Source organism: Citrifermentans bremense (assembly GCF_014218275.1).
GTDB lineage: Bacteria > Desulfobacterota > Desulfuromonadia > Geobacterales > Geobacteraceae > Geomonas > Geomonas pelophila.
This window is the reverse complement of record NZ_AP023213.1, coordinates 4,161,938-4,188,026: the sequence shown is the minus strand read 5'-3', so window position 1 is coordinate 4,188,026 and position 26,089 is coordinate 4,161,938. Positions and strand designations below refer to the sequence as shown.

25 protein-coding genes are annotated in these 26,089 nt (G+C 62.2%); 23 read left to right on the top strand and 2 right to left on the bottom strand.

What is annotated here, in order from left to right:
- Positions 1–88: 88 nt before the first annotated feature.
- The gene (locus tag GEOBRER4_RS18615; RefSeq protein ID WP_185243513.1) at positions 89–808 is read left to right on the top strand and encodes a ComF family protein; all 720 of its coding nucleotides are present in this window, start codon (positions 89–91) and stop codon (positions 806–808) included.
- A gap of 217 nt (positions 809–1,025) precedes the next feature.
- Here GEOBRER4_RS18615 and GEOBRER4_RS18610 read toward each other — a convergent pair whose 3' ends face one another.
- The gene (locus tag GEOBRER4_RS18610; RefSeq protein ID WP_185243512.1) at positions 1,026–3,518 is read right to left on the bottom strand and encodes a helicase C-terminal domain-containing protein; all 2,493 of its coding nucleotides are present in this window, start codon (positions 3,516–3,518) and stop codon (positions 1,026–1,028) included.
- A 112-nt stretch (positions 3,519–3,630) separates the two neighbouring features.
- Here GEOBRER4_RS18610 and GEOBRER4_RS18605 point away from each other — a divergent pair, with 112 nt between their 5' ends.
- From GEOBRER4_RS18605 to GEOBRER4_RS18500, 22 genes are all read left to right on the top strand, one after another.
- On the top strand, positions 3,631–4,572 hold the full coding sequence (locus GEOBRER4_RS18605) for a TIGR01212 family radical SAM protein (RefSeq protein ID WP_185243511.1): 942 nt from the start codon (positions 3,631–3,633) through the stop codon (positions 4,570–4,572).
- Between the two features lie 190 nt (positions 4,573–4,762).
- Positions 4,763–5,557 carry an FRG domain-containing protein gene (locus GEOBRER4_RS18600; RefSeq protein ID WP_185243510.1) on the top strand — a complete coding sequence of 265 codons (795 nt, stop codon included), beginning with the start codon at positions 4,763–4,765 and terminating at the stop codon, positions 5,555–5,557.
- A gap of 560 nt (positions 5,558–6,117) precedes the next feature.
- Complete coding sequence (gene flhA / locus GEOBRER4_RS18595; RefSeq protein WP_185243509.1) at positions 6,118–8,196, top strand: flagellar biosynthesis protein FlhA; 2,079 nt, start codon at positions 6,118–6,120, stop codon at positions 8,194–8,196.
- Positions 8,186–9,547 carry a flagellar biosynthesis protein FlhF gene (gene flhF, locus GEOBRER4_RS18590; RefSeq protein ID WP_185243508.1) on the top strand — a complete coding sequence of 454 codons (1,362 nt, stop codon included), beginning with the start codon at positions 8,186–8,188 and terminating at the stop codon, positions 9,545–9,547. Before flhA ends, flhF begins: the two co-directional genes overlap by 11 nt.
- A complete protein-coding gene (locus GEOBRER4_RS18585) occupies positions 9,547–10,464 on the top strand; it encodes an AAA family ATPase (RefSeq protein ID WP_185243507.1) in 918 nt (305 codons plus the stop codon). Before flhF ends, GEOBRER4_RS18585 begins: the two co-directional genes overlap by 1 nt.
- Positions 10,448–11,200, top strand: coding sequence for a FliA/WhiG family RNA polymerase sigma factor (locus GEOBRER4_RS18580; RefSeq protein ID WP_185243506.1), 753 nt, complete (start codon positions 10,448–10,450; stop codon positions 11,198–11,200). The genes GEOBRER4_RS18585 and GEOBRER4_RS18580 overlap by 17 nt, the downstream gene beginning before the upstream one ends.
- A gap of 10 nt (positions 11,201–11,210) precedes the next feature.
- Entirely contained in the window at positions 11,211–11,924 is a 714-nt protein-coding gene (flgF, locus tag GEOBRER4_RS18575) for a flagellar basal-body rod protein FlgF (RefSeq protein ID WP_185243505.1), read from the top strand.
- Between the two features lie 61 nt (positions 11,925–11,985).
- Positions 11,986–12,774, top strand: coding sequence for a flagellar basal-body rod protein FlgG (flgG, locus tag GEOBRER4_RS18570; protein WP_085814765.1), 789 nt, complete (start codon positions 11,986–11,988; stop codon positions 12,772–12,774).
- A gap of 6 nt (positions 12,775–12,780) precedes the next feature.
- Entirely contained in the window at positions 12,781–13,536 is a 756-nt protein-coding gene (flgA, locus tag GEOBRER4_RS18565) for a flagellar basal body P-ring formation chaperone FlgA (protein ID WP_185243504.1), read from the top strand.
- Entirely contained in the window at positions 13,537–14,226 is a 690-nt protein-coding gene (locus GEOBRER4_RS18560) for a flagellar basal body L-ring protein FlgH (RefSeq protein ID WP_143424315.1), read from the top strand.
- Between the two features lie 81 nt (positions 14,227–14,307).
- Complete coding sequence (locus GEOBRER4_RS18555; RefSeq protein WP_371674868.1) at positions 14,308–15,381, top strand: flagellar basal body P-ring protein FlgI; 1,074 nt, start codon at positions 14,308–14,310, stop codon at positions 15,379–15,381.
- 10 nt (positions 15,382–15,391) lie between these two features.
- Positions 15,392–15,724: a rod-binding protein gene (locus tag GEOBRER4_RS18550; RefSeq protein WP_185243503.1), complete on the top strand. Its 333-nt coding sequence runs from the start codon at positions 15,392–15,394 to the stop codon at positions 15,722–15,724.
- Positions 15,714–16,013 carry a flagellar biosynthesis anti-sigma factor FlgM gene (gene flgM / locus GEOBRER4_RS18545; protein ID WP_185243502.1) on the top strand — a complete coding sequence of 100 codons (300 nt, stop codon included), beginning with the start codon at positions 15,714–15,716 and terminating at the stop codon, positions 16,011–16,013. Before GEOBRER4_RS18550 ends, flgM begins: the two co-directional genes overlap by 11 nt.
- Before the next feature lie 46 nt (positions 16,014–16,059).
- A complete protein-coding gene (locus GEOBRER4_RS18540; protein ID WP_185243501.1) occupies positions 16,060–16,560 on the top strand; it encodes a flagellar protein FlgN in 501 nt (166 codons plus the stop codon).
- Between the two features lies 1 nt (position 16,561).
- Complete coding sequence (gene flgK, locus GEOBRER4_RS18535) at positions 16,562–18,010, top strand: flagellar hook-associated protein FlgK (protein WP_185243500.1); 1,449 nt, start codon at positions 16,562–16,564, stop codon at positions 18,008–18,010.
- Between the two features lie 30 nt (positions 18,011–18,040).
- Positions 18,041–18,940, top strand: coding sequence for a flagellar hook-associated protein FlgL (flgL, locus tag GEOBRER4_RS18530; protein ID WP_185243499.1), 900 nt, complete (start codon positions 18,041–18,043; stop codon positions 18,938–18,940).
- A gap of 36 nt (positions 18,941–18,976) precedes the next feature.
- Positions 18,977–19,216, top strand: a complete 240-nt coding sequence (csrA, locus tag GEOBRER4_RS18525; protein ID WP_185243498.1) for a carbon storage regulator CsrA — start codon at positions 18,977–18,979, stop codon at positions 19,214–19,216.
- A 4-nt stretch (positions 19,217–19,220) separates the two neighbouring features.
- On the top strand, positions 19,221–19,652 hold the full coding sequence (locus GEOBRER4_RS18520) for a flagellar assembly protein FliW (protein ID WP_185243497.1): 432 nt from the start codon (positions 19,221–19,223) through the stop codon (positions 19,650–19,652).
- Positions 19,653–20,213: 561 nt separating this feature from the next.
- Positions 20,214–21,029: a flagellin N-terminal helical domain-containing protein gene (locus GEOBRER4_RS18515; protein WP_143424316.1), complete on the top strand. Its 816-nt coding sequence runs from the start codon at positions 20,214–20,216 to the stop codon at positions 21,027–21,029.
- 213 nt (positions 21,030–21,242) lie between these two features.
- Entirely contained in the window at positions 21,243–22,640 is a 1,398-nt protein-coding gene (gene fliD, locus GEOBRER4_RS18510) for a flagellar filament capping protein FliD (protein WP_085814776.1), read from the top strand.
- Between the two features lie 15 nt (positions 22,641–22,655).
- Positions 22,656–23,072 (top strand): flagellar export chaperone FliS, encoded by a 417-nt coding sequence (fliS, locus tag GEOBRER4_RS18505; protein WP_085814777.1) that lies wholly within the window; start codon positions 22,656–22,658, stop codon positions 23,070–23,072.
- Between the two features lie 7 nt (positions 23,073–23,079).
- Positions 23,080–23,493, top strand: coding sequence for a hypothetical protein (locus tag GEOBRER4_RS18500; RefSeq protein WP_185243496.1), 414 nt, complete (start codon positions 23,080–23,082; stop codon positions 23,491–23,493).
- An 85-nt stretch (positions 23,494–23,578) separates the two neighbouring features.
- Here GEOBRER4_RS18500 and GEOBRER4_RS18495 read toward each other — a convergent pair whose 3' ends face one another.
- Positions 23,579–26,086 carry a motility associated factor glycosyltransferase family protein gene (locus tag GEOBRER4_RS18495; RefSeq protein ID WP_185243495.1) on the bottom strand — a complete coding sequence of 836 codons (2,508 nt, stop codon included), beginning with the start codon at positions 26,084–26,086 and terminating at the stop codon, positions 23,579–23,581.
- Between the last annotated feature and the right edge of the window lie 3 nt (positions 26,087–26,089).

Below are 26,089 nucleotides of genomic sequence, written 5' to 3'. Positions count from 1 at the left end.
GGAGAGAAACAAACCTGGGCATTCTTCGCCTTTCTCGGATTTTCTCCGTGACCAATGGTCATGTTTCTCCGGTTCAAAGGGAGGAAGCATGTTCTTTCGCCCGCTGCTGGATCTCTTTTTCCCCCCACTTTGCCACGCTTGCCGGGCGTTCATCCCCGAAGCCGGCGAGCTCTTCATCTGCGCCGACTGCCTCGATAAAGTCGCTTTCCTGACCACCCCGCTTTGCACCGTATGTGGCGCTCCCTTCGCCACCGACCAAGGCTCCGACCACACTTGCGGCGCCTGCCTGACCCATCCCCCGTTACACACCTGCCGCTCGGCGGCGATCCTGGAGGGCCCTCTCCCGCAGCTGATCCATCGCTTCAAGTACGGCGGCCGCGTGCAGCTGTCCCTCCCCCTGGGGCTTCTCGCGATATCGGCCTTGTCGGAGTTCTGCACCGAGGCGGCGCCGGACCTGATCGTCCCCGTGCCGCTGCACAAAAAGAGGTTGAGGCAGAGGGGTTACAACCAGTCCCAACTGATCGCACAGGTGCTGGCGAAGAAGCTGGAGCTGCCGCTCGAGGTGGGGAACCTGCGGCGGCTGCGCTGGACCGAGCCGCAGACGACGCTGGATGCGGCGAAGAGGGTGGCGAACGTGAAGGGGGCTTTCGGGGTGCGGGAGGCGAAGCGTCTGGAAGGAAAGCGGGTCCTGCTGGTGGATGACGTCTTGACCACCGGGAGCACCATGCGCGCCTGCGTCGACGCGTTGATGGATGCGGAAGTCTCGGCGGTAGCCGCCGTCACGGTAGCCCGGGGAGTACAGCCATAAAGAGGAAAGAACTAAAAAGGCGGAACACAGAGGGCGCGGAGGTCCACGGAGGTCACCGAGGTTTCTTGGGGAAAAGCAAAGGCACTCACCACGGAGGTACACAGAGGAACCACAGAGGAAAGGCAAAAGACTAAAGCCTTTGTTACCCCCAAAAGCTTAGTGATTTTCATGCTTTTGTTTTTCCTCTGTGATCCTCTGTGGTGAAAGCTTTTAAGCCTTAGGGTTTTCCGAAGAACCCTTCCAGCTTCTCGCAGAGCACCGCCTCTTCCCCTCGCACCACCTCTACCCCGTGCAGGGCGGTCAGGAAGATCTTCCCGTAGTTCTTGGTCAAGACCCGCGAGTCGAGGATCAGCACCGCGCCGCGGTCTTCCTTGCTCCTGATCAATCTACCGAACCCCTGCTTGAACTTGATCACCGCCTGGGGAACCGTGTAGCTCATGAAGGGGTCTCCCCCCTGTGCAGCGATGTGTTCGCTTCTCGCCTCCAGGATCGGCTCGGTCGGGACCCGGAAGGGAAGCCGGGTGATCACCACCAGCTCCAGCCCCCGCCCCTGCACGTCCACCCCCTCCCAGAAGGAATCGGTGCCGAAGAGGACCGGGTTAACGGCGCTACGGTAGTTGGAGAGAAGCATGTGCCGGTTGGTCTCCCCCTGGCGCATCGGGGTGAGTCCGGCGGCCTTGAGCGGCTTCGCCAGGCGGTTGAAGACCCGGATCAACAGGTCGTAGGAGGTGAAGAGGACGAAGGCGCGCCCCTGCGAGATCTTGAGCGCCTTCAAAAGGTGCTCGCAAAGCCTTCCTTCGAAAAGCGGAGAGGTCGGCTCGGGCATGTCGGAAGGGGCGCCGACCAGCGCCTGGCTGGCATAGTCGAAGGGGGAGGGCAGGAGCAGCGTGCTGACGCGCTCCTTGGGAAGGAGCTCGATTCCTGTCCTGCGCTTTAAATAGTCGAACTTCTCCCCCACGGCGAGCGTGGCCGAGGTGACCACCACGGTCTTGAAGCGGTCCAGGATCGCCTTCTTGATCGATTCGGCAACTTCGAGCGGCGAGCAGCAGAGCTTCACCAGGGGGCCCTTTCTCAGCTCGAACCAGCGGCAGTGCTCCTCCTCGCGCGCCGTGAAAAACCGCAGTGCATCGACCGCGCACTCCACCCGTCCCTTCACCCCCCTAAGGTCGGTGAGCGGCCCGGCTAGCTTTTCCAGCACCTTGTCCGATAGCTTCTCGCACCGCTTCAGGAAGGTTTGCAGGGCTAGCGCGTACTCGGAGAGCGCCTGGCACATGATCTCCACCTGCTCGGTGACCTCCTGCCAAAGCGGCGTCCCGTACAGGGCCGGGGTCACCCGCAGCTTCTGTTCGCCGCTTTCCTTCTTGAGCTTCTGGAACAACGACTCGCCGATGGCATCCATCCCCCGGGTAACCGCGTCCAGCACCGACACCCTCCTCGGGATCAGACGGTCCTCCAGCACCTCGGCGATCTCCAGGTAGAGGTCGTCCTGGTCCTCCGGGACCGCGGAGGAGAGGAGCGAGGAGAGCTGCGGGAGGATGCCGCGGTGCGCCTTCTTCGGGTGCTGCAGTTTCCCCATGAGCTTCACGAGCGCAAGCCGCGAGACCTGGCTGGAGAGGAAGTTGGTGGCGACGTCCTCCAGGTGGTGCCCCTCGTCGAAGATGAGCCTGGTGAACGGGGGGAGGATGGCGGTTGCGTCGTAGCCGGTTTCCTGGCGCACCGAAAGGTCGGCCAAAAGGAGGGCGTGGTTCACCACCAGGAGGTCGGCGCCGGCAGCCTCGCGTCTCGCCTTGTAGAAGAAGCAGCGGGCGTAATCGGGGCAGCGCACCCGGCCGCACTGGTCCGACTCGCAGCAAAGCTCCTCCCAGACCTCGTCTTTGGGTATGAATGCCAAATCCGAGCGGCAGCCGTCGTCGGTCTTCTTGCTCCAGGCGACGATGGCGTCGAGTTCCTGCGCGGTCTCGTCCTTGAAAAGGGAGGCGTCGGCGGCGTTCACGTGGAGCTTTCTCAGGCAGAGGTAGTTGCCGCGCCCCTTTACCAGGACGGCCCGGAACTTGATCTGCGCGTGCTGCTGCAGGAAGGGGATGTCCTTCTGGATCAACTGCTCCTGGAGGTTGATGGTGTTGGTGGAAACAACCACCCGCTCCTTGTTGCGCACCGACCAAAGCGCCGCCGGTAGCAGGTAGGCAAGCGACTTACCGGTGCCGGTCCCCGCCTCGACCACGGCGACCTTCTCGTCGTTGAAGGCTTCGGAGAGGTTCAGCGCCATCCGGGTCTGCTCGGGGCGGTGCTCGTATCCAGGCAGCGCCTGCGACAGCACCCCGTCAGGAGCGTAGAAACGCTCGATCTCGGAGTAGGAGAGCGATTCCACCACCTTCCGGGAGAAGGGGGCGACAACCTGGTTGCAGCGGTCGGCCTTGTTGTTGACGATATAGAACCCGACCCCCTGGTTTCCAAGGAGCGAGGCGATCTCGATGTCGGGCTGGGAGGGGGTGAGGTTGCCGGAGGGGTGGTTGTGGATCACCACGTCGCCGAAGGAGCAGGCGATCATGATGGCGGGGACCGCGTCGCGATTGCCGCGCGCCAGGGGCTCGACCTCCACGACGATGCGTGCCTCGTCGGTGCGCCCCAGGAAGAAGACTTCGTTGCCGTTTGCCTCGTCGATTGCGCTTTTGAGTTGCTGTATTGCCTGATCGGAAAAAGACTTTTGCATGACCGGTCGAAGATACAGGCTTTGCCCTGGGGAGGCAACCTAAAAGGGGTAGAGAACCTCTCCCTTTCCCAATCTCCCGTAGATATGTTAGAAGAGAGACCGAGGAGTTTTCATGTCGCGTTACAACGCATTTTCCGATGAGCTGAAAAAGGTGTTCGGCTGCAAGGTGCAGAGGCTTTCGGTCGACGCCGGGTTCACCTGTCCCAACCGTGACGGGAAGGTCGGCACCGACGGTTGCATCTTCTGCGGCGGCAAGGGGTCCGGCTCCTACGGCATCCTGCAGGGGGCGGGCGTCGCGCAGCAGCTCGAACACGCCAAGGAGGTGATGGTCCGTAAGTACAAGGCGGCCCGCTTCATCGCCTACTTCCAGTCCTACTCGAACACCTACGCTCCGGTCGAGCGACTGAAGGACCTGTACGACGAAGCTTTGAGCGTCCCGGACGTGGTGGGGCTCATCGTCGGCACGAGGCCCGACTGCCTTCCGGAAGCTACCCTCGACCTCCTTGCCTCTTACGCAGGACGCACCTATTTCTGGCTGGAGTTGGGGCTGCAGTCCCACCTGGATCGCACCCTGGCCGCTATCGGCCGTGGGCACGACCGTGCCTCCTTCGAGAGCGCGCTCAAGGGGTGCCGGGCGCGCGGCATCCGGGTCTGCGCCCATGTCATCTTGGGGCTCCCGGGGGAGAGCCGGGAGGAGATGCTCTCCTGCGCCGATTACCTGAACGCTTCAGGGGTTGACGGCGTCAAGGTCCATCTGCTGCACGTCATGCGCGGCACCCGGTTGGCCGACCAGTACGAGGCCGGGGAGGTCGCGCTTTTGGATCGGGACAGCTACGTGGGGCTCGTCTGCGATTTCCTGGAGCGGCTCGACCCGCGCATCGTGGTGCAGCGCCTGACCGGCGACGGGAACCGCCGCGACCTGATCGCCCCCCTCTGGTCGCTGGCCAAGTTCGAGGTGCTGAACTGCATCGACAACGAGCTCAAGAGAAGGGGGACCAGGCAGGGAGGCAAACTGGCCACCGTGACCGAGGTGGCACCTACCCCCACCCCCTAACCCCCTCCCGCAGGGGGAGGGGGACTAAAGTGACCGGGTTCCCTTTATTCGTCTCGTGCCTGAGCTCCAGCACCCTAGCCTCCAGCCCCTAGCCCCTAACCTCCAGCCCCTGTAGTTGGCCTTTCAAGTTAATTGTGGTTAACTCTTTCCTGCGTTTGCCGTCGACTTCACCTTCCGTCACAGGTAAGCCATGGAAATTTCCGGCGAGATCAGGTCCTTCGAGGAGTTCCGCAGGCTGATCAAAAAGACCAACCCGGGTTCCTGGAACTTCTTCAGGGGGGAGAGCCGCGATTTCTATTCCCTGATCCCGAAGATAGGGCGCCTCACCAAGGAGCCCCCGGCCCACTGCGGCAAGACCGACCGTCGCATGCCCGCGGACATCTACGGGGAGTACGAGGCGCTGCAGGAATTCAAGAAGTCTGGACGGCACATGGTGGAGGTGCAGCCGGCGACGGAGTGGGAATGGCTCGCCCTGGCCCAGCACCACGGCCTCCCCACCCGGCTCCTCGACTGGTCGGTGAACCCCCTCATCGCCCTCTACTTCGCCGTAGCCGACCCCTACCACGACATCGACCTCAAGAAGGACCAGCTCTGCAACCCCGACTACTGCGGCGGCGCCGCCTTCTACATCGCCCACACCATGTACGGCCTCTCCGAAATCGACGAGAAGGCCAGTCCCTTCGAGGCCGGAACCTGCTTCTTCTCCGCTCCGGTCATCGCCTCCCGCATCAAGGCCCAAAGCGGCGTCTTCTCCGTATTGAAAAACCCCTGGAAATCGCTGGAGCAGCAACTCTCAGAGAAGGAGCATATCCGCAAGTACCGGATCCCCTTCCAAAACCGCACCTTCCTCTCCCAGGAGCTGAGGCTCTTGGGGATCAACCACGCCTTCGTCTTCGCCGACCTGGACGGGCTCGCCCGCTATATCCAGGAAAAGGTGTCGGACAAGACCGACCCGCAACACTCCCTGGCCGCCCGCCACGTTTAAAGAGGCGTCTTTTCCAGCCTCTCCCCAGCGCACGAGCCGGTTCTGCCGGGCATCAGGAGGTGTAGATCCGGTTCTGCGGCCCTGCAGCGGTGCAAGTCACCACTTTGACGGACGGCGTTCAGCCGGCAGCCCGCCTAAGGGAAAAGGTGTGCAAAAGCCGTTAAGCCGGTGCGGACCGGGAGCCGTAAAACAGCAAAATGGTCGACATCATTAATGATCGCGAGAATTTTCCCCTGCCGTCGGGGAGCGTGCCTGAAAAGTATCTACTCCGGGGAACTGCCGGTATGGCGATGGGGGGACAAGGTTGTGCAAGTGAACTGCCGGCCGGGCCCGGACCGCGATGGGTATCCGCCGGTCAAAAACTTGACTGCGATGCTGGTTCAAAAATGACGTAAAGGGGCAAAGTAGCGATCACTTCTGGGCACCATTGTCCCTGTCGGGACCAATTCCCGCCGATTCGACCTGAAAGTTGCCTTTGTCGGATGCCTTAGGAGCCGATGGCATAACGGTTGCACAGATGACCACGCGAGAGGAACCCCTCCAAGGCAAAGGACAGTAGAATGGCAAACTCAACCGCGGGCGCGCTGTCGCTCCCAGGTCTCAAATCCAACTCCGATGTCTACATGGCGGTAGCCCTGATAGGGGTGCTGTCCCTGATGATCATCCCGGTTCCGGCATTCATGCTGGACATCTTCCTTGCCGCGAACATCACCATCGCTCTGGTCATCCTGCTGGTCTGCCTGTACACGGTACAACCTCTCGATTTTTCGACCTTTCCGTCCATACTCCTGGTCACCACCTTGTTCCGGCTTTCCCTCAACATAGCATCCACGAGGCTCATCCTGCTGCACGGCAACGAAGGGGTCGAGGCGGCTGGGGGGGTGATCAAGGCCTTCGGACAGTTCGTGGTCGGCGGCAACTACGTGGTGGGTGCGGTCATCTTCCTGATCCTGGTCATCATCAACTTCGTGGTCATCACCAAGGGTGCCGGTCGTGTGGCCGAGGTTGCCGCCCGCTTCACCCTTGACGCGATGCCCGGCAAGCAGATGGCGATCGACGCCGACCTCTCCAACGGTCTATTGACCGACAAGGAGGCCAAGGAAAGGCGCAAGAAGATCTCCCGCGAAGCCGACTTCTACGGCTCCATGGACGGCGCCAGCAAGTTCGTGCGCGGGGACGCCATCGCCGGGATCATGATCGTCCTGGTGAACATCATCGGCGGCTTCGTGATCGGCGTCTGGCAGAAGGGGATGCCGCTGGACCAGGCGCTGACCAACTACACGCTGCTCACCATCGGCGAGGGGCTGGTGGCCCAGGTCCCCGCGCTGATCATCTCCACCGCGGCGGGCGTCATCGTAACCCGCTCCGCAGACGAGAACAACTTCGGACACGAGATATCCGGCCAGCTCCTGAACTACCCGAAGGCCTTCCAGGTCGCTTCGGGCGTTCTTTTCATTTTCGCCATGATCCCGGGGCTCCCCCATTTCGCCTTCTTCCTCCTCTCCGGCGTTTCGTACCTGGTGAGCAAGATGGCCGTCGAGAAGAAGTTTGAGGAGGCTGAAGATCTGCCGCAGTTGACCGGGGCCCAGGAGAAGGAGCAGATCAACTCGATCCGCCCCCTGGACATGCTGGAACTGGAGGTTGGTTACGGTCTGGTCCCCATGGTCGACGCGAGCCAGCAGGGAGAACTGCTGGACCGCATCCGCTCCATCCGCAAGCAGGTCGCAGACCGCATGGGGATCATCGTTCCCCCGATCCACATCCACGACAATCTGCAGCTCAAGCCTTACGAGTACAACATTATGATCAACGGCGCCAAGGTCGGCGGCGGCGAGCTGTCGGGGCAGTACCTGGCCATGGATTCCGGCGGGGCCACCGGGCAGCTGGAAGGGATCAAGACCACGGAGCCGGTCTTCGGCCTGCCGGCGGTCTGGATCAAGGGGAAGGAGAGGGACCAGGCGCAACTCTCCGGCTACACCGTGGTCGACAACACAACCATCCTCGCGACCCACATCAGCGAGATCATAAAGAACCACGCCCACGAACTGGTCGGCCGCCAGGAACTGCAGCAGCTTCTGGACGGCATCGCCGCCACCCTGCCGAAGGTGGTGGACGAGTTGGTCCCCTCGCTGCTCAGCCTCGGCACCGTGCTCAGGGTGGTGAAGAACCTCTTGAAGGAAAACGTCTCAATCAGGGATCTGCGCTCCATACTGGAGACCCTGGCCGATTACGGCGGGGTGACCAAGGATCCCGAGATGCTCACCGAATTCGTGCGCCAGAGCCTTGGCCGCTACATCGTGGAGCAGTACAAGCGCGAGGACAACACCCTCTGCATCGTGTCGATGGACCGGGAAGTCGAGGAAATCATCGCCGACGGCGTCCAGCTTTCGGAGCAGGGAAGCTACCTAGCCATCGACCCCAACGTGGCCCAGAGAATCTTGCACGCCATCAAGCGCCACGCCGAGAAGTTCGAGAGCACCGGCGCCCTCCCGGTCCTGATAGCCTCGCCGACCATTCGGCGTCACGTGAAGAAACTTACCGAACGGTTCATGCCCAATCTTGCGGTGATCTCCCACAACGAGATCCCTCCCAACATAAAAATCCAATCTTTAGGGGTGGTGGTGCTCAATGCTAGTTAAAACGTTCCAGGCAGGTGAGATGTCCGAGGCGCTGCGGATGGTGAAGGCCGAGATGGGGCTGGATGCCATGATCCTCAGTTCAAAGAAGGCAAGACGCGGAGGTATCCTCGGCTACTTCTCGAAACCCTACTTCGAGGTGACCGCGGCCCTGGAGCCGCGCCCCGCGCAGCGCAGCAACCCGTACCGGGAAGAGCCGCAGCCGGTGCAGGAGCGGGAACTCTCTACCCGCGAGGAGTTCCAGAACTCCATGCTGGGCCCCCTGGCCCGCGAGGTGCGGGAACTGAAGCTCCGGTTGGAGGCCTTGACCCGCCGGGACGCAGAGCTGGCGCAGCAGGCAGTCGCCCCCGCTCCCGAGCCGCAGCAGGAGCTGGCGCAGCAGTCTCCCAGGGTCTTCGCCAAGGAGGAGCTGGAGGAGATCAAGAAGCTTCTTTACAACGCGGTAGCAGGCAACAAGGAGAAGCAGTCGGCGCGTCCGGTGAGCTTCCCCATGGCCTCGCTCGCCGAAGAGCCCCAGCCTGAGCAGCCGGAACTCACCAGGCAGACGATCGTGCAAGCGGTCCGCGGGGAACAGCCCCTGCTGGATATGCTGGCGGAGGAGCTGCGCGGCGAGGAGCTGGGATCACAGACGGTGGAGCTGCTGTTGGAGCAGCTGCGCGCTCCCGCTGAGGACGGGGCCTGCCTCGACGAGCTGAGAGGGCTCCTGGCGGAGGCCGTTGCGGGTATGGTCAAGTGCAGCGGCTCGCTGCGCATGAAGAAAACCGGCCCCCGGATCATGGCCCTGGTAGGCCCGACCGGGGTCGGCAAGACCACCACCATAGCCAAACTCGCCGCCATGCATGCGCTCAACCGCGGGGTTTCGGTGGCCATGATCACCACCGACAACTTCAGGGTGGGCGCCGTAGAGCAGCTGAAGACCTACGCGAAGATCATGGACCTTCCCCTCGAGGTGGCGTCCAGCGGCGTGGAACTGAACGCCGCCCTGGCCAAGCACTCCGACAAGGACCTGATCCTGATCGACACCGCCGGCAGAAGCCCCAAGGACTCGGAGCGTATCGACGAGCTCCGGGGATACCTGGAGTGCACCCCCGGCATCGAGGCGTATCTCTGCCTTTCCGCCACCACCCGCTCGTATGAGCTCGACGAGGTGATCGCGACCTTCGGGGTGCTCCCGATAAGCAGGCTGCTCTTCACCAAGCTCGACGAGAGCAGGAAATTCGGCTGCATCGTGGAGACTTACCTGAAGCACAAGCTCCCCCTGTCCTATCTCAGCACCGGCCAGAAGGTCCCCGAGGACCTGGAAGTGGCGACGCCCAGGAAGATCGCTTCCCTGGTGGTCAAGGAGTCCGCGTAATGAGCGCATCCGGTCTGGTAGCCGATCAGGCTGACACCCTGCGCCGTCTTGCGGGACGCGCCAAGGTCCGTACCGCTTCCGACGCCGCGCTGCGCATCCGCGCAGGCCTCAGGGTGATCTCGGTCACCAGCGGCAAGGGGGGGGTGGGCAAAAGCTCCATCGTGGTGAACCTCGCCTCGGCGCTGGCCGCCCAGGGGAAACGGGTCCTTATCATCGACTCCAACCCCGGGATGGGCGACATCTGCATGAGGCTCGGGCGGGAAGCGAACTCCAGGTTCGACCGGGTCATCGCGGGCGATGTGCCGCTTGCCGACGCGCTGGTCGAGGTGGGTGGAGGGATAAGCATCCTCCCGGCGGGGGTCGAGATACAGCAGTACACCTCGCTCACCCCCAGCGACCGCCAGGCGCTGCTTCAGGGGATGATCTCCCTGCAGGACCGTTTCGATTTCTTCCTGATCGATACCGGCTCCGGGGTCTCGGCCAACGTCACGAGCTTCGCCTCGCTGGCGCGCGAGATCCTGCTGGTGGTGACGCCGGAGCCGACCTCGGTGATGGACAGCTACGCACTGGTCAAGACGCTCTCCGGACGCGACAGCTCGCTGAAATTCAAACTTTTGGTGAACATGTGCCGGGACGCCAAGGAAGCCGCCTCACTTTATGCCAAACTTTCCGCAATTACGGGACGCTTTTTGCAAGTCTCTCTGGAGCACTCCGGGTCCATCCTCCACGACGAGATGATCACCGAGTCGGTCCGGCGGAGGGGGGCGCTCTGCTCAATCTTCCCCGGCTCGAAGGGGGCCCTGGGGTTCCGGGAATTGGCAACAAACCTTTTATCGCAGGATACGGCAGAGTCTGTTCTCGTGCCGGAAAACCTCGCTGCCGCGCCAAGCTGGAGGAATCATGAACTGTCTTCTTAAGGCATACGAACAAGAGGCCCACCGTGGGGTAACGCAGACCAGGGACGAACTGGTGGTAGCACACCTCCCCTTGGTCAAATTCATCGTCGACCGGATCGCTTCGTCGCTCCCCCCCCATCTGGACCGCGATGACCTGAGGAGCGCCGCCGTGATCGGGCTCATCTCAGCGGCAGAGCGCTTCGACCACACCCGCGGCGTACAGTTCAAGACCTTCGCCGAGCAGCGCATCCGCGGCACCATCATGGACGAGCTGAGGGCCCAGGACTGGCTCACCAGGAGCCTCAGGGACAAGTTCAAGAAACTTGAGCGCGAGTTCTCGCAGCTGGAGCAGCGCCTGGGGAGGAACCCCTCCTCCGACGAGGTGGCGCTCGCCATGGGGCTCGAGCTTAAGGACTACTTCCGGCTCCTGGAGGAGATCCACCTTCTCTCCTTCGTCTCGCTCGACGACGCTTGGCACGACGAGGACGGCGCACCGTTCGGCCTTCTGGACGTGCTCGAGGACAAAGGGACCGAGAGCCCGCAGAATCAGCTGATTGCGCGCCAGACGGTGGAGAGGCTGGCAGAGGCGATCGACAACCTCCCCGAGAAGGAGAGGATCGTCATCACGCTCTACTACTACGAGGAACTGAACCTGAAGGAAATAGGGGCGGTGCTCGACCTCACCGAGTCGAGGATCTCGCAACTGCACAGCCAGGCCATCATCCGGCTGCGCGGCAAGATGAAGCGCACAGCCTAAGGAGCCAGACATGAACACGGGAATGTACGCCGCCATCTCCGGGAACCTTACCGCGATGCGCAGCCTCGAGGTGATCTCAAACAACCTCGCCAACGCCGCCACCCCCGGTTTCAAGGCGGACCAGTTGCGGTTCGAAAGCGTACTGGCCAACCAGAACACCGGAACGCCGGACCCGGTCTTCAGCCGCGAGACCTTCTACACGGACTACTCCCCGGGGACGATACTGCAGACCGAAAACCCGATGGACCTGGCGCTGCAGGGGGACGGCTTCTTCGCCGTCAACACCCCACAGGGAACCGCCTACACCAGGCAGGGTAACTTCCAGCGTGGAGTGGGCGGGAAGCTCGTGACCAGCGAGGGGTACGAGGTGCTGGGCAAGAGCGGGCCGATCACGGTCGGCGGCAACAAGGTCTCGATCAGCCCCAACGGTGCGGTGACAGCGGACGGCGTGGCCGTCGGGAGCCTCAACATCGTGGATTTCCCCAAGCCGTACCAGTTCACGAAGCTTGGAGCCGGGCTGCTCGTGCCGGCAAACCCGCAGGCGCAGGGAACCGCCTCCACCGCCGAGGTGAAACAGGGGTACCTGGAGGGGTCAAATGTGAACGTGGTTGCGGAGATGGCGCGGATGATAGAGACGAGCCGCTACTTCGAGACCTGCACCAAGGCGATCAAGAGCTATGACGAGATAACCACCAAGGCGGCCAACGACCTGGGGAAGATCTAGGGAACCGGTAGCGCCGGAAACGGCGGGCAGATTCAAAAAATTGACTGTAAGGAGATCAGATATGATAAGGGCTTTGTGGACGGCAGCATCAGGCATGCAGGCGCAGCAGTTGGCCATAGACGTGGTGGCGAACAACCTTGCCAACTCCAGCACCACCGGCTTCAAGAAGAGCCGTGCCGATTTCCAGGACCTCATGTACCAGACCGAGAAGACCACCGGCGCCCCCGCCACCAACGCGACCACCATCCCCACCGGGATCCAGGTGGGCTTGGGGGTCAGGCCCGGCGCGGTGAGCAAGATCTTCACCACCGGCAACATCATCGCCACCGGCAACGAGCTCGACCTCGCCATCCAAGGGGACGGCTTCTTGCAGGTGCAGCAGTCCGACGGCTCCACCGCCTACACCCGCGCCGGGGCGCTCAAGCGCGACGGCCAGGGGAGGGTGGTCACCTCTGACGGGCAGCCGATCATCCCCGAGATCCTCATCCCCAGCAACGCCACCCGCGTGACAGTCGGGAGCGACGGCACCGTGTCGGTGCAGCAGGCGGGGCAGACCGCGGCGACCACCGTGGGGACCCTGCAGCTCGCCTCCTTCAGCAACCCCTCCGGGTTGAACGCCATCGGCAAGAACCTCTTCCTCCCCACCGACTCCTCCGGGGCCGCGACCACCGGCACCGCCGGGCAGAACGGCCTGGGGACCATCGAGCAGGGGTTCCTTGAGAACTCCAACGTGAGTGTCATGGAAGAGATGGTCAGCATGATCGTGGGGCAGAGGGCGTACGAAATCAACTCCAAGGCCATCCAGGCTTCCGACGACATGCTTCAGCAAGCGGCGTCGCTTAAGAGGTAACCTTTGATGCGGCTAACTCACCTCACGCGTATCCTGTCGGCACTCCTCGTCTTCTCCTTTTCGCTCCCCGCTTTCGCGGCTACCGCTCCGGCGGCCGCGGCCAAGCTTCCGGCTGCCGCGGGAAACGTGGTGGCCGAGGCGACGGTGCGGGGGGTCATCTCCGACTACCTGATGCAGAAGGCCTCCGCCTTGGCGGCCGAGATAACCGTGAAGAGGATCGGTTACTACGGCGACCTGAAGCTTCCCGCCGGAACCGTCAGCTACGACGTGGTGGCGCCGGACCGCTGGGAAGGGTACGGCCCCGCGTCCGTGGCCCTCGTGGTCCGGGTGGACGGCCAGGTGAAGCGCAACCAGACGGTCCAGGTCGAGGTCGAGGCGCTTACCGAGATGGTGGTTGCGGCCCGGACCCTGGAGCGGGGCGAGGTGCTCTCCGCCTCCGACCTCGCCCTGGCGCGGCGCGACCTGAACCAGGTGCACGGCAGCTACATGAAGGCGATAGACGAGGCGGTTGGGCTCAGGGTGAAGACGACGCTGCGGGCCAACACCCCTTTGCGCAGGGACAACCTGGAGAGGCCGCCGCTGGTGAAAAGCGGGCAGCTGGTGACGATCCTGGCTGAGAACGAGGTGGTCAGGGTCACGGCGAGCGGCCGGGCCAAGGGGGCAGGCGCCCTGGGTGACGTGATCATGGTGCAGAACCTCTCCTCGCAGAAGGACATCGCGGCGCGGGTGTTGGACGCGACCACGGTAAAGGTGGACTTTTAGATGAACAGAAAGACGGCGAAGATAAAGGCGGCGGCCCTGGGCCTGCCGCTGTTGCTGCTTGCGGCTTGCGCGCACCAGACCGCGGAGGTGCAGACCCCCACCTTCGACGAGCAGATACCGGCGCCGCAGCTAAGCTACGCCTCGGGCTCGCTGTGGCAGGCAACTTCGACGGGGCTTGCCGAGGACATGAAGGCGCGCAGGCGCGGCGACATCATCACGGTCCTGATCTCCGAGAACGCCAGCGCCAGCAAGAAGGCCTCCACCGGCACCAGTCGCGGCTCTTCCATCAGCGGCGGAATCCCGAAGCTCTTGGGGCTTGAGACCACCGGAATCAGGAACTGGGCCGATCTCGCCCAGCTTTTGAGTGCAAGCTACGGTTCCAAGTTCGACGGCAGCGGTTCTACCTCAAGGGAGGAGACGCTGCAGGCGACCCTCTCGGCCAAGGTGATTGACGTGATACCCAACGGCAACCTCCTCATCGAGGGGAGGCGCAACGTCAGGGTCAACAACGAGGACCAGATCATCGTGCTCACCGGCACGGTGCGCGGTCGCGACGTAAGCGCCGACAACACCGTCAGCTCCGCGCTGGTTGCCGATGCCAAAATCGCCTACTCCGGCAAGGGAATCATCAGCGACAGGCAGAAGCCTGGGTGGCTTTTGAACGTGCTGGACAAGGTCTGGCCGTTCTAGGGTTTCCGGCGAGCCAACGTGAAACGCCGGAAAGGATCGGGTGAGAAATTGAGATTAAACACGAAGACATGCTGCACGCTTTTGCTCCTTTTGCTGGTGCTGGTCCCGCAGTTCGCGCTCGGGGCGCGCATCAAGGACATCGCGGCGTTCGACGGCGTCAGGGAAAACCAGCTGATCGGCTACGGCCTCGTGGTCGGCCTGAACGGCACCGGCGACTCCGACCAGACCAAGTTCCCGGTTCAGTCGCTGGTGGGCGCCCTGGAGCGGATGGGGATCACCATCAACCGCAACGACATAACGGTCAAGAACATAGCGGCCGTCATGGTGACGGCGCAGCTTCCCCCCTTCGCCAAGCAGGGAAACAGGCTCGACGTCCTGGTCTCCTCTCTGGGCGACGCCAAGAGCCTTGCCGGCGGCACCTTGATGATGGCCCCGTTGAAGGGGGCGGACAGCCAGGTATACGCGGTTGCTCAGGGGGCAGTGCTCACCAACTCCTTCTCCTACGGCGGCCAGGCGGCGAGCGCCATGAAGAACCACCCGACCGCGGGGACCGTCCCCGGAGGGGCGCTCATCGAGCGTGAGCTCCCGAACGTGCTGGCAAACCGCAGGGAGTTGAAGCTGAACCTGCACCAGTCCGACTTCACCACCGCCTCCAGGGTTGCCAACGCCATCAACGAGCGGTTCCAGGGGCAGGTAGCCACCCTCACCGATCCTGGGAGCGTGCAGATCGCGGTCCCCCGCGAATACGAGAACCGGGTGGTCGAGTTCGTGGCGAACCTGGAGCGGCTGGAGGTGAACCCGGACGTCCTGGCGCGGGTGGTGATGAACGAGCGGACCGGCACCATCGTGATGGGCGAGAACGTACGCATCTCCACCGTGGCCGTGTCGCACGGCAACCTCACCGTGGTGGTGAAGGAGACCCCAAAGGTCTCCCAGCCGCAGCCGTTCGCCAAGGGGACCACGACCGTGGTGCCGAGAACGGATATCAGGGTCGCCGAGGAGAAGGTCAACCTCTCCATGGTGCGCGAGGGGGCGAACCTGGGCGAGGTGGTGCGTGCCCTGAACACCCTGGGGGTCACCCCGCGCGATCTGCTCGGCATCATGCAGGCGATCAAGGCTGCGGGTGCCCTGAACGCTGAATTGAGCGTGATGTAGAGGAGGGTTCATGGAGATCGGCAACCTGGCGCCGGCGGCGCCGGAGCAAAAACAGATCAAGCCGGCGGGGGGAGCCGCCGATAAGGAAAGGGCCGCGGTTAAAAAGGTGGCCCAGGAATTCGAATCGCTCTTCGTCACCATGATGCTGAAGTCGATGCGGAGCACGGTAGGGCAGGACCAGCTCACCGGCGGGGGGCGCGGCGAGGAAACCTTCCGCTCGCTGCTGGACCAGGAGTACGCGAATGCGGCGGTGCGCGGAGGTGGCATAGGGCTTGCCCCGGTACTGGAGCGCGAGCTGATGCGCCAGCGAACCACAGTAAAGGGAGACAGCAATGCGGATTGAACAGTCCCCGCCGTACGTGGTCAAGATCAGAGGGAGTGAGCCGGCCGCTGCCGCCCAGGCGGCTCCCGCCAGGGAGCAAAACCGGACCGCGCAGGGACCCGTCCAGGAGGTCGTGATCTTTTCTCCCCGGATGCGGGAGATAGCGGCCTTGAGGGAGCAGCTTTCCGCTCTCCCCGAGGTGAGAACGGAAATGGTGGCCCTGGCCAAGCAGCAGATGCAGTACGGTCCCTACCGGATCGATCCCGACGAGGTGGCGCAAAAGCTGGTGGACAGCCTGAAGCGCGGTTGAGGCGCCACCTGCGGTTGAAGCAAAGAAAGCAAACGGAGACAAAAATATGACACAGCACGCACGGGAACTGGTGGAAGCCCTGTCGGACCAGGAGGCGCTTTTGGAGCGGATGCTCCAGGTCCTCGATGAGGAGAGGCGCTGCATCCTCGGCAGAGAACTGGAAAGGCTCGAGCAGCAGGTGCTGCAGAAGAAGGAGCTTTTCCTGGCCCTGGAGGAAGAGGGGTTGCGCTGCGCCAAGCTGGTTCAGGCCATGGCGCTCGAACTGGAGCTCCCAGAGGCCCAAAGCCTCACCCCGGTGCTGGAGAAGGTGGCGGAACCTGAGAAGGGAACCATACTTTCCTGGCAGCGCCGCGTGCTCGAACTCGGGAGCCAGCTGGAGAAGAGGCTCGCCCTGAACGCGGACCTTTTGCAGGGGGCGTTGCAGACGGTGACCGGCACGCTGGATTTCTTCGCGAGGATCTTCAACAACAGCAATACCTACGGGTATGGCGGCAACCTGGTAGGCAGCGGCGGCGCGCAACCCAGGATCATCTGCAGGGAGGCGTGAGATGAGCTTGAACAGCCTGCTGAGCACCGGACTCAGCTCCTTGAACGCGCAGATGCTTGCCATAGAGGTTACCGGCGAGAACATCACCAACGTGAACACCCCCGGCTACTCGCGCCAGACGGCGATGCTGGTGAACGCGCCCACCACCTTGTTCCGGTCCTTCCCGATGGGAAACGGCGTCAAGGTCTCCGCGGTCCAGCGCTCTTACGACAGCTTCCTGCAGGGGCAGATGATGGTGGCCAACTCCTCAAGCGGCCAGGCCAAGACGGTCAACTCGGCCCTGCAGATGGTCCAGCCGCTTTACAACGAGCTGACCACGGAGGGGCTCGGCCAGACCATGCAGCAGTTCTTCAGCACCTGGCAGGACCTGGCGGCGAATCCCCAGGGTGTGCCGGAGCGCCAGTCGATCCTTTCCGTCGGGCAGCAGCTGGTTGAGGACTTCCACCGGATCAACACCAGCCTGGTCAGCGTCAAGGACAACATGAACCAGAGTCTGGAGCAGGTGACCTCCGACATCAACGATGCGCTGAAACAGATCGCCCAGCTGAACGTGAGCATCAAGCAGATCGAGACCGGCCAGGGTGTCGCCAACGAGCTGCGGGACCAGCGCGAACTCGTGGTGCGGCAGTTGTCCGAAATGGTCGGCGTGACCTTCAAGGACGAGACCGACGGCAGCGTGAGCGTGAACCTCCTCTCCGGGCAGTCGCTGGTTTCGGGAAAGGACGCGGCTTCCCTGTCGCTTAGCACCAATGTCGCCACCGGCTACTACGACGTCATGCTGACCCCGCCGGGAGGCGGCCCCGCGGCAAACGCGACCGCATTCATAGGGGGGCCGGGCAACACCAAGGGCGAGATCGGCGGCATGCTCCAGATCCGCGACACCACGATAAACAAGTACATCGCCGACCTGGACGAGCTCGCCTACTCCCTCGCCAACCAGATGAACGCACAGCACTCGGCAGGCTACGGCCTCACCGGCACCCAGATGGATTTCTTTTCGCCGGCAGCCGGGACGGCACCCCCCGTTCCTGCAGCGACAGCGGCAGGTTACAGCGCGCTGATCCAGGTCAACCTAACTTCGGCCAACCAGGTAGCGGCGGCGGATACCAACCCGGCGCTCGGCGGGACAGGGAACAACCTCAACGCTTTGTCCATCGCCGCCCTTTACAACAAGAGCCTCAACATGAGCACGGGGAACGCGACGCCCGAGGCGTTCTACAACTCGATGGTCGGCAAAGTCGGCGTGGACGTTCAGGGGGCCGAACGAGGCGAGAACCAGACCGGCGCCATAGTGAGCCAGCTGAACAACCAGCGCGAGTCGGTCGCCGGGGTGTCGCTCGACGAAGAACTGGTCAACCTGACCAAGTACCAGAAGGCCTATGAGGGCGCGGCCCGCGTGATAAACGTAGGCACCGAGATGATGGACACGGTGCTCGGTCTGATCAAGTAAGCGAAAATCCAGCTCGAAGGGAGCATTGCCATGCGCGTAACACAGAACACCTCGGCAAATCAGGTCCTCGCCAGTCTGCAGACCATACTGAAGCGTCAGCAGATGCTGCAGCAGCAGGCTGCCACCGGCGTCAAGATCAACAACCCCGGAGACGATCCGGTCGCGACGCAGCAGGTACTGCACCTAAAGTCCTTGAGCGCCGCCGGCGATCAGTTCACGAGGAACATCACCAACGCCACCTCCACGCTGACCGTCGTCGAATCGGCGATGTCGTCCATGGGCGACGTACTGGTCAGGGCCAAGGAGTTGGCGATTGCCATGTCGAACGATACCTACAACGCCGAATCCCAGGCGGCCGCGGCAAAGGAGTTCGACCAGCTACGCAGCCAGGTCATCTCGGTCGGGAACACCGAGTTCAACGGCAAGTTCATCTTCGGCGGGTTCAAGAACGACACTGCGCCCTTCGATCTGACCACCGGCGCTTTCAACGGCACGAACGACGAAACGAAGGTGGAAATAGCCCGGGGGTCGTTCCTGTCCACATCCTATTCGGGCGAGACGCTCGTGTCGGGCGGCAGTCCTCCAGGGAGCACCGGTGTCAACATCGTCGGGATCTTCGATAACATCGCCACTGCGCTTGCTTCAAACAACAGCGCCGGAGTGAGAGCGGAACTCGAGAACCTCGACGCTGCCCAGGCGCAGGTGATGGCCGGGCGCGCCGAAATCGGCTCCAGGATGAACCGCCTCACCAGCGCAAACAGCGTCAACGACGACATGAAACTGAGCATCACCCAGGTAGTCGCCGGGCTGCAGGACGTGGATTATGCCCAGGTGCTCAGCGATCTCACCAAGCAGCAGAACGCGTTCCAGACCGCGGTGGCGTCCTCGGCGAAGATCTCGCAGATATCGTTGCTCGATTACCTCAGATAGTGTATCAATGTGTTAGCGCCAGGGAGGGCGCCAGCCATGCTGGTTTTGACCAGGAAAAACGGTGAAGCAGTCACGGTCGGAGACCAGATCCGGATCATCGTGCTAGATGTGAAGGGGAACCAGGTGCGGCTGGGGGTAGAAGCTCCCAGCGACATGCGTATCTATCGCGAGGAGATCTACCTGCAGGTGCAGGAAGAGAACAGGCGGGCGGCGCAGTGGAACCTGGCTGACCTGGAAAACGCCGTACACAAGTTGGACAGCCACGGGAAGAGGTGACGCGATGCAAGTGGAGACGACACGTTTCGGGTCGCTCGAGATAGAAGATGACAAGGTGATCTCCATGCCGGAGGGGATCCTGGGCTTCGCGGAAAGAAGGTTCATACTGCTTAATCCGCCGAACCTGGGCCCTTTCTGCTGGCTGCAGGCAGTCGACAATCCCAACCTCGCCTTTGTCGTCACCGATGTCGAGAACCTCGCTTACGACTGCAGCTACAAGCTTACCGAGGAGGAATGCTGCGCCCTCGAGCTGGGTGAGGACGGCAAAGTCATCTACCTCTTGATCGTGAACATGGCGGCCGAGCCCCAGGACATCACCGTAAACCTGCGCGGCCCGATTGTGCTGAACCCGGACCGGCTCATCGCCAGGCAGTTGGTCATGGAGGGGGAGAGCTATCCGCTTAGGCATCCGTTTTTCCAGATCCGCGGCAACTGAACCTTCTACATCCTGACCGGCGCCTGAGCGCGCTGCGAAAGCCTCCCGGCACCTCACCGGGAGGCTTTTTTTGTCTGCGCCCGGCGGGGGGCGCGGAGCTCGCGCGCCATAGGAATCAGCCGTGGTGGCAGGTTTATGACTTGGAGGCGCAGCCTTCCACGGGCTTGGGAAGGGGGGCGACGGAGAAACGACAGGGGCGTCCGGGGACAAAAGAACGATGACACGAGGTCTTTTCGTGGTTTTTTGGCGTGGGAAAGCGCCCAAAAGGGGTGAGTCAGGCTGGTGTAAGTCCTGAACATCACGTTGAATAAGAAGTTTGGCTGAGTTTGGGCGTAAGTTATTTCACGGTCTGAACAAATGCCGTGATTTTTTTTCTAAAGTTTGCCGACCCGGCACCGATAAGTTGAACATAGGTTGGGGATGAGCCGGAACGGTTCCGGCACGATCGAAGCAGCCACCCACGCCGCGGCCGGGGCAGGGGTAAGGCGCAACGGTTACATCTTCGCCGCACAGTCAACCAAAGGGTACGGATACCCGAAAAAAACTCACGGAGGAATCACCATGTTATCTGTCAACACTAACGTCGCTTCTCTCAACGCCCAGCGCAACCTCGCCAAAACCCAGGTCTCCCTGAACCAGTCCCTGCAGCGCCTCTCTTCCGGTCTCCGGATCAACAGCGCGGCTGACGACGCAGCAGGTCTCGCCATCTCCGAGGGGATGAAGGCGCAGGTCCGTTCCATGAACCAGGCGAACCGCAACGCCAACGACGGCGTTTCCATGGTTCAGGTTGCTGAAGGCTCCCTGAACGAGGTGAGCAACATCCTGGGCCGTATGCGCGAACTGGCCACCCAGGCCGCAACCGGTACCGTCGCCGATTCCCAGCGCTCCTACATCAACTCCGAGTTCGGTCGTCTGGCGTCCGAGATCACCCGTATCGCCTCCGCCACCGCATTCAACGGTATCCACATGCTGATGGCGTCCACCACCACGACCATCCAAGTCGGTACCGGCAACCAGGCGTATGACAGGATCGACATCGTTACCGCTTCGATGGACGCAACCACCCTCTCCGTCCACACCGCTATCAACACCTCCGCTCTGGCGCAGGGCATGTTGGACACCCTTGACACCGCTATCTCCACCGTGTCCGCACAGCGCGCCAACCTGGGTGCAGCACAGAACCGCTTCCAGTCGGTCATCAACAACCTCCAGGTTGCCGCCGAGAACACCTCGGCCGCACAGTCCCGCATCGCCGACGCGGACATCGCTTCTGAGACCGCCAACATGACCAGGTCCAACATCCTGACCCAGGCCGGCACCTCGATCCTGGCGCAGGCGAACCAGCTGCCGCAGGCAGCTCTGAAGCTGCTCCAGTAAGATGCAAAACCGTTAGCAACGAAGAGGGGAGGGGCCGGCGGCCTCTCCCTTTTTTGTTGTGCGCCCGGCGGCTCCCTGAAACCAGGGCCTGCACCACGTTAAGGTAAAAAGGCTCAAGTCCAGGTGGCCAGTACCGATAAGTATCAACGACGGACGGCGGCAAGGCACGGACTGGCACTTTTGTTGCTAGTACACAGCTGAGAGGTAACCATCATGGCTAACATCACATTTGGCGGACTGGTAACCGGGATAGACACCACATCTATCGTTACCCAGCTTATGAATTTGGAGCGGGCTCCGGAAAGATTGCTCCAGGCGCAGCAGAAAAAGAACACTGACAAGATAAGCGCCTACCAGAAGATCGAGGACGCGCTGACCAGCCTGCAGAGCCTGGCCAAGGGGTTCAAGACAGCCGAGACCTTCAGTTCGCTGAAGACCACGGTCGCGAACAGCTCGGTGCTTACTGCTACTGCTGATAGCGGGGCTATGCCGGGAAGCCACTCGGTTCAGGTGGTTTCCCTGGCCAAGAGTCAGCGGCAGGTGACAGCGGGGGTCGCCAGCGCTACCGATCTCCTCTTCGGCGCCGGGACCTTCACCATCGACGGTGGCGCACCGATTACCATCGCTGCGGGGCAGAACTCGCTGCGTGGGATCGCCGACGCCATAAACGCTTCAGGGGCCAAGGTAAGCGCCTCGATAATCAACGACGGGACCAACTACCGCATGGTCATCAACGGTACTGACACGGTGAATCATAATTTTGACTTCACCGGACTTGGCGCCGGTCCCGTGCTGCTCGGGGTGGGAGACCCGACCTACCAGGATGCTGCCCAGGCCCAGCTGGTGGTCGACGGCGTCAACATTACCAAACCTACCAATACCGTTACCGACGCCATACAGGGCGTGACGCTGAACCTCATGACCGAAGGGGCGAGCACCACGATCTCGGTCGCCATCGACACCGACGCCGTGACCAAGAGGATCAACGACTTCGTCGCGGCCTACAACAATGTCAACACCTTGATCTCCGCGCAGCTGAAGTACGATCCGGCCACCAAGAGTGCCGGGACGCTTTCCGGCGACTCCGCCTTGCGCACCATCCAATCGCAGTTGAAGTCGCTTTTGACCACCTCCGTTTCCGGGGCAACCGGCTCCTACAACACGTTGGCGCAGATCGGGATCAAGTCCGATTCCAAGACCGGAGCGCTCTCCGTGGAGTCGGCGAAGCTATCCAAGGTCCTTTCAGAGGATTACGACAACGTGGTGGACTACTTCACCCACAACGGCTCCTCGCTCAACACTACGCTTCCCAGGAACCAGTACGGCATCGCCCAGCAGTTCAGCCTGGTCATAGACACCATGGTGAAGCCCTACGTCGCCGGAGCCACGAGTGGACTGCTGGAGTCGAGAAAGAACTGGCTCTCCACCGCCAACAGCCGTATTGACGACCAGATAGAGGCTATGGAGCTTCGTTTCGAGAAGATGCAGACGAACCTCCTCAACCAGTACAACCGGATGGAAACGACGGTAAGCAGGCTGCAGACCCAGGGGAACATGCTTCTCAACAGCCTGGGCTTGATGACTACCTCCAGTACCTCGAGCAGCAAGTAATCAGGAGAGAGCACGATGCGCACTTTGAACCCTTACCAGAACACGCAGATTACCACTGCCACGCCCGAAAAAATCCTCGTACTGCTATATGACGGCGCGATCAAGTTCACCCTGCTCGCACAGGAGCGTATGAAGCAAAAGGATCTGGCCGGAAAGGGGGTTTACATAGGGAAGGCGCTGGCGATCGTGACCGAGTTGATGGCCACCCTGAATCACGAAATCGGGGGGGAGGTGGCAGCCAACCTCGAACAACTCTACATCTACCTCATCGGCGAATACGGGAAAGCGAACCTCAATAACGAGGTGTCGCACCTGGAGAACGCCCACAAGATCCTGGTCACCCTCAGGGATACCTGGACTGAGGCCACGGAGATCTGGTACCAGGAACGAAGCGAGCAAAGACATGAGCCTTTAGCGACTTCAGTGGGGTAACGGTTTGATGAACCATTCATTGCTGGAGATGATAGCGGAGGCGGAGCAGAAACACCTCCTGTTGCTGCAAGAAGCGAACGACCTTCTAAAGAGGCTGGAGTATATCGGCCCGGAAGAGCTCGCCGATCTGCTGGAGCGACGTCAGACTCTCGTCGAATGGATTCAAGATTTTGACGCGGCCATCGCCGGGGCCGACTGTTCCGGCCCGGTTGAGCGCGCCGCACTCGATAGCTTCAAGATCTTCCAGCAGGAGACCATCGGCAAAGTGCTGGAAGTGGACGGCCTGGTGACGGGGCTGGCGCAAGGTAAATGCTCTTCCATCCAGGCGTCGCTGTCGTCGATGAAGAAGAGCAAGCGGATCCGCAACGCCTTCGACAACGCCGGCTCCGTTCAGCAGCACAGCCTGGACCGGAAGCTCTGAAGACGGCTACAGGCGGATGAAGCAAAAGAGAAAAGGGGGGGCTACAGTCGCACTGTAGCCCCCTTTTCGTTCCTGCTCGCTCCTGCTACCCCAGGCTCGCCGCAGCCCCTTCGAGCATGGCAAGTGCCGCGCCGTTTTGGGGATCCCTCTCCAGGGCCCGCTGGAAGAGTTCCTGCGCCGCTTCCGAAAGCCCGGCCTCATGGCAAAACATCCCCAGGGTGATCAGCGCGCCGACGTCGTCAGGGGCGAAGGCGAGGTAACGGTTATAGGCGTTGAAGGCCTCCTCGTACTCCCCGACCGCCCTGAGGAGTTCGCCGTAGGGGGGGAGGTAGGTGGGCGAGACGCCCACCAGGCACTCCAGGGCGAGGAGCGCGTTGCCACCATCGCCTGCGGCCATGGAGAGGTGGGCTATCTGCAGCAGCGCGTCTTCGGTCAGCGGGTGCTCCAGGTCGGCAAGCAGGTGCTGGTATTCGGAGACGGCCACCTCAGGTTCGTTCCTTAGTTCCGCCAGGAGGCCGTTCACGAAGTTCAGGTAGGGGAGTGCCTTCTCCTGGTCCGGGTGGCCGGCAAGTCCCCGGGCCATCCCCTCCAGTTCGTCGACTTCGCCCCGCTTGAACAATAGCAGCGCCTTGCTCCTTGTGTGTCTTACGTCGTGGAGCTTTTCCAGCAGGTCGATCTGTGAAGTCCGCTCGACCGTCATGACCCGGTCGAACTCGGCCTCCAGTAGCGCGACCCGCTCCCCCTTCTCGGCCTGCATCCGCTCTGCCTTTTCCGGGTTGCGGCGCCGCCAGACCCGCAGCCGCCCGAACTGCCTGTCCCTTTCCCACTGCTCCAGAAGCTTCGCGTAATCGGGGTTGCTGCTTTCTTCGTCCCTGCGCGCATCGATCCGCTCCAGGACGCCGTCCATCACCTCGATCAGGTACTCTCCACCCGCCAAATAGGCCTCGTAGTATTCGTAGGTGGCTGTCTCCACCTGCTCGTCGGTCATCTCGTCGATGGTCGACCTGAGGCTGGAGCAGAACCTCTTAAGCCCGAATTGTCGCACCAGCCCGGAGAACTCCTGGAAGCTGCCGCTTAGCCGGCGCTCGATCTTGTCCATCCTGACCTTGTGGCGGAAATCGCGCGTCTTCCCTTTGCGCCCGAACAGGCCGTCCGCGCACTGGAGGGCCTCCTTGGAAAGGCGGCATATCTCCTGGAACTTCCTTCGCGCCCGCCCTATCTCGGCTCGCACCAGCCGGTAGTGCTCCAGGCGCGCCTGCCGCGTGGCATCGGGGACCAGCCTGGCGAGGACACTCCCGGGAGATTCGTCCCATGTTCCAAGTTCGAGCTCCTCCACCGCCTGATACTCGATGCAGGGGACCCGGGCCGCGTCGAGGGAGCAGTTATAGACCCGCCTCCCCTTCTCCACCGCGAGCCGGGCCTGCAACCCGAGGACGTAGAGCGAGTCGGCGTACCCCTGGTTCGTGTCCGCGTGCCCACCCCCGTAGGTTTCCACCCGCGGGTTTATCTGACCGAGGTCCGGACCGATCTTGTTCTCGTTGCTCCCGGCGGCGTGCGTCTGCCCTGTCGCGCTGAAGCAAAGGTCAACCCCGGCGAGCACTATGGTGCTGCAACCCATATGGGCGGCAAGGTCGAAGGCGTAGTTGCTGACCGTTGGGCCGGAATAGAGGAGGGTGTCGGCGTTTAGCGGCGTGCGCCAGGGGAACCTGGGGCCGGTGTAGATGCTCTTTCCCTCCCATTGACCGACCAGCAGGGGTGAGGCGTGGTTGCTGTAGATGAAGAGCGGGAGTTCCTCCCCGGAGTAGTTGAGCATCTCACGGCTCACCTCGAAGCTGATCTTCTGGGGGTCGACCGAGGCGAGGACGTGGGGGGTGATCCCCTCCTCCAGGAGCAGCCGACTGATGCGGGAGACGGCGATGATAACAAGGCGCTCGCGGTTTTCCTTCACCCAGGGGAGCGCCACCCTCAGGGAGGGGCCGCCAGCAAGTATCACGGCAGTCCTGCCGGCGCAGGCGTCCTTGAGGATCTCGCTGAAGCAGACGCGGTTTTCTGCGAGGTTTTCCAACTGGCGCAGGATGAATTTGGAGGCGTTGGTCGAGGTCCAGATCTTGCGCACCGATTGGTTGACCTCGAGGTTCAGGCACCAGGAAAGGTTCCGGTACTCGAGGAGGTTGGCGTCCCGGGTGGCGGCCGACTCGTGGACGCAGACCGCGTCGAGAAAGACGTAATGCACCATGTTGAAGCGGGTCGCCGCCGCAGCGAGGCCGTCCAGCGGGATCACGCAGATGTCGGGAGGAAGGATGTCGAGGAGCCCTGCGCTGGAGAGCGCGCTGAGCACCTCGGGGAGTTCCACGAACAGGTACTTGGTTCCGGTAGGGATACCCTTCTTCAACAGGTAGGCGGGGAGCAACCCCGAATCGGTGCCGACGATGATGTTGAACTGGTACTCGCCGAAAAGCTTGTCCCCGAAGAGGGAGTGGTAGAGCGCGTCGGAGCCGATCCTGTTGAAGGCGTTGCGGTTGACGCTGTACAGGTAACGGTCGCCGAAGTCGTTGCTGATGAAGGGTTCGTGTGTCTTTTCGGTTGTACTCATGTC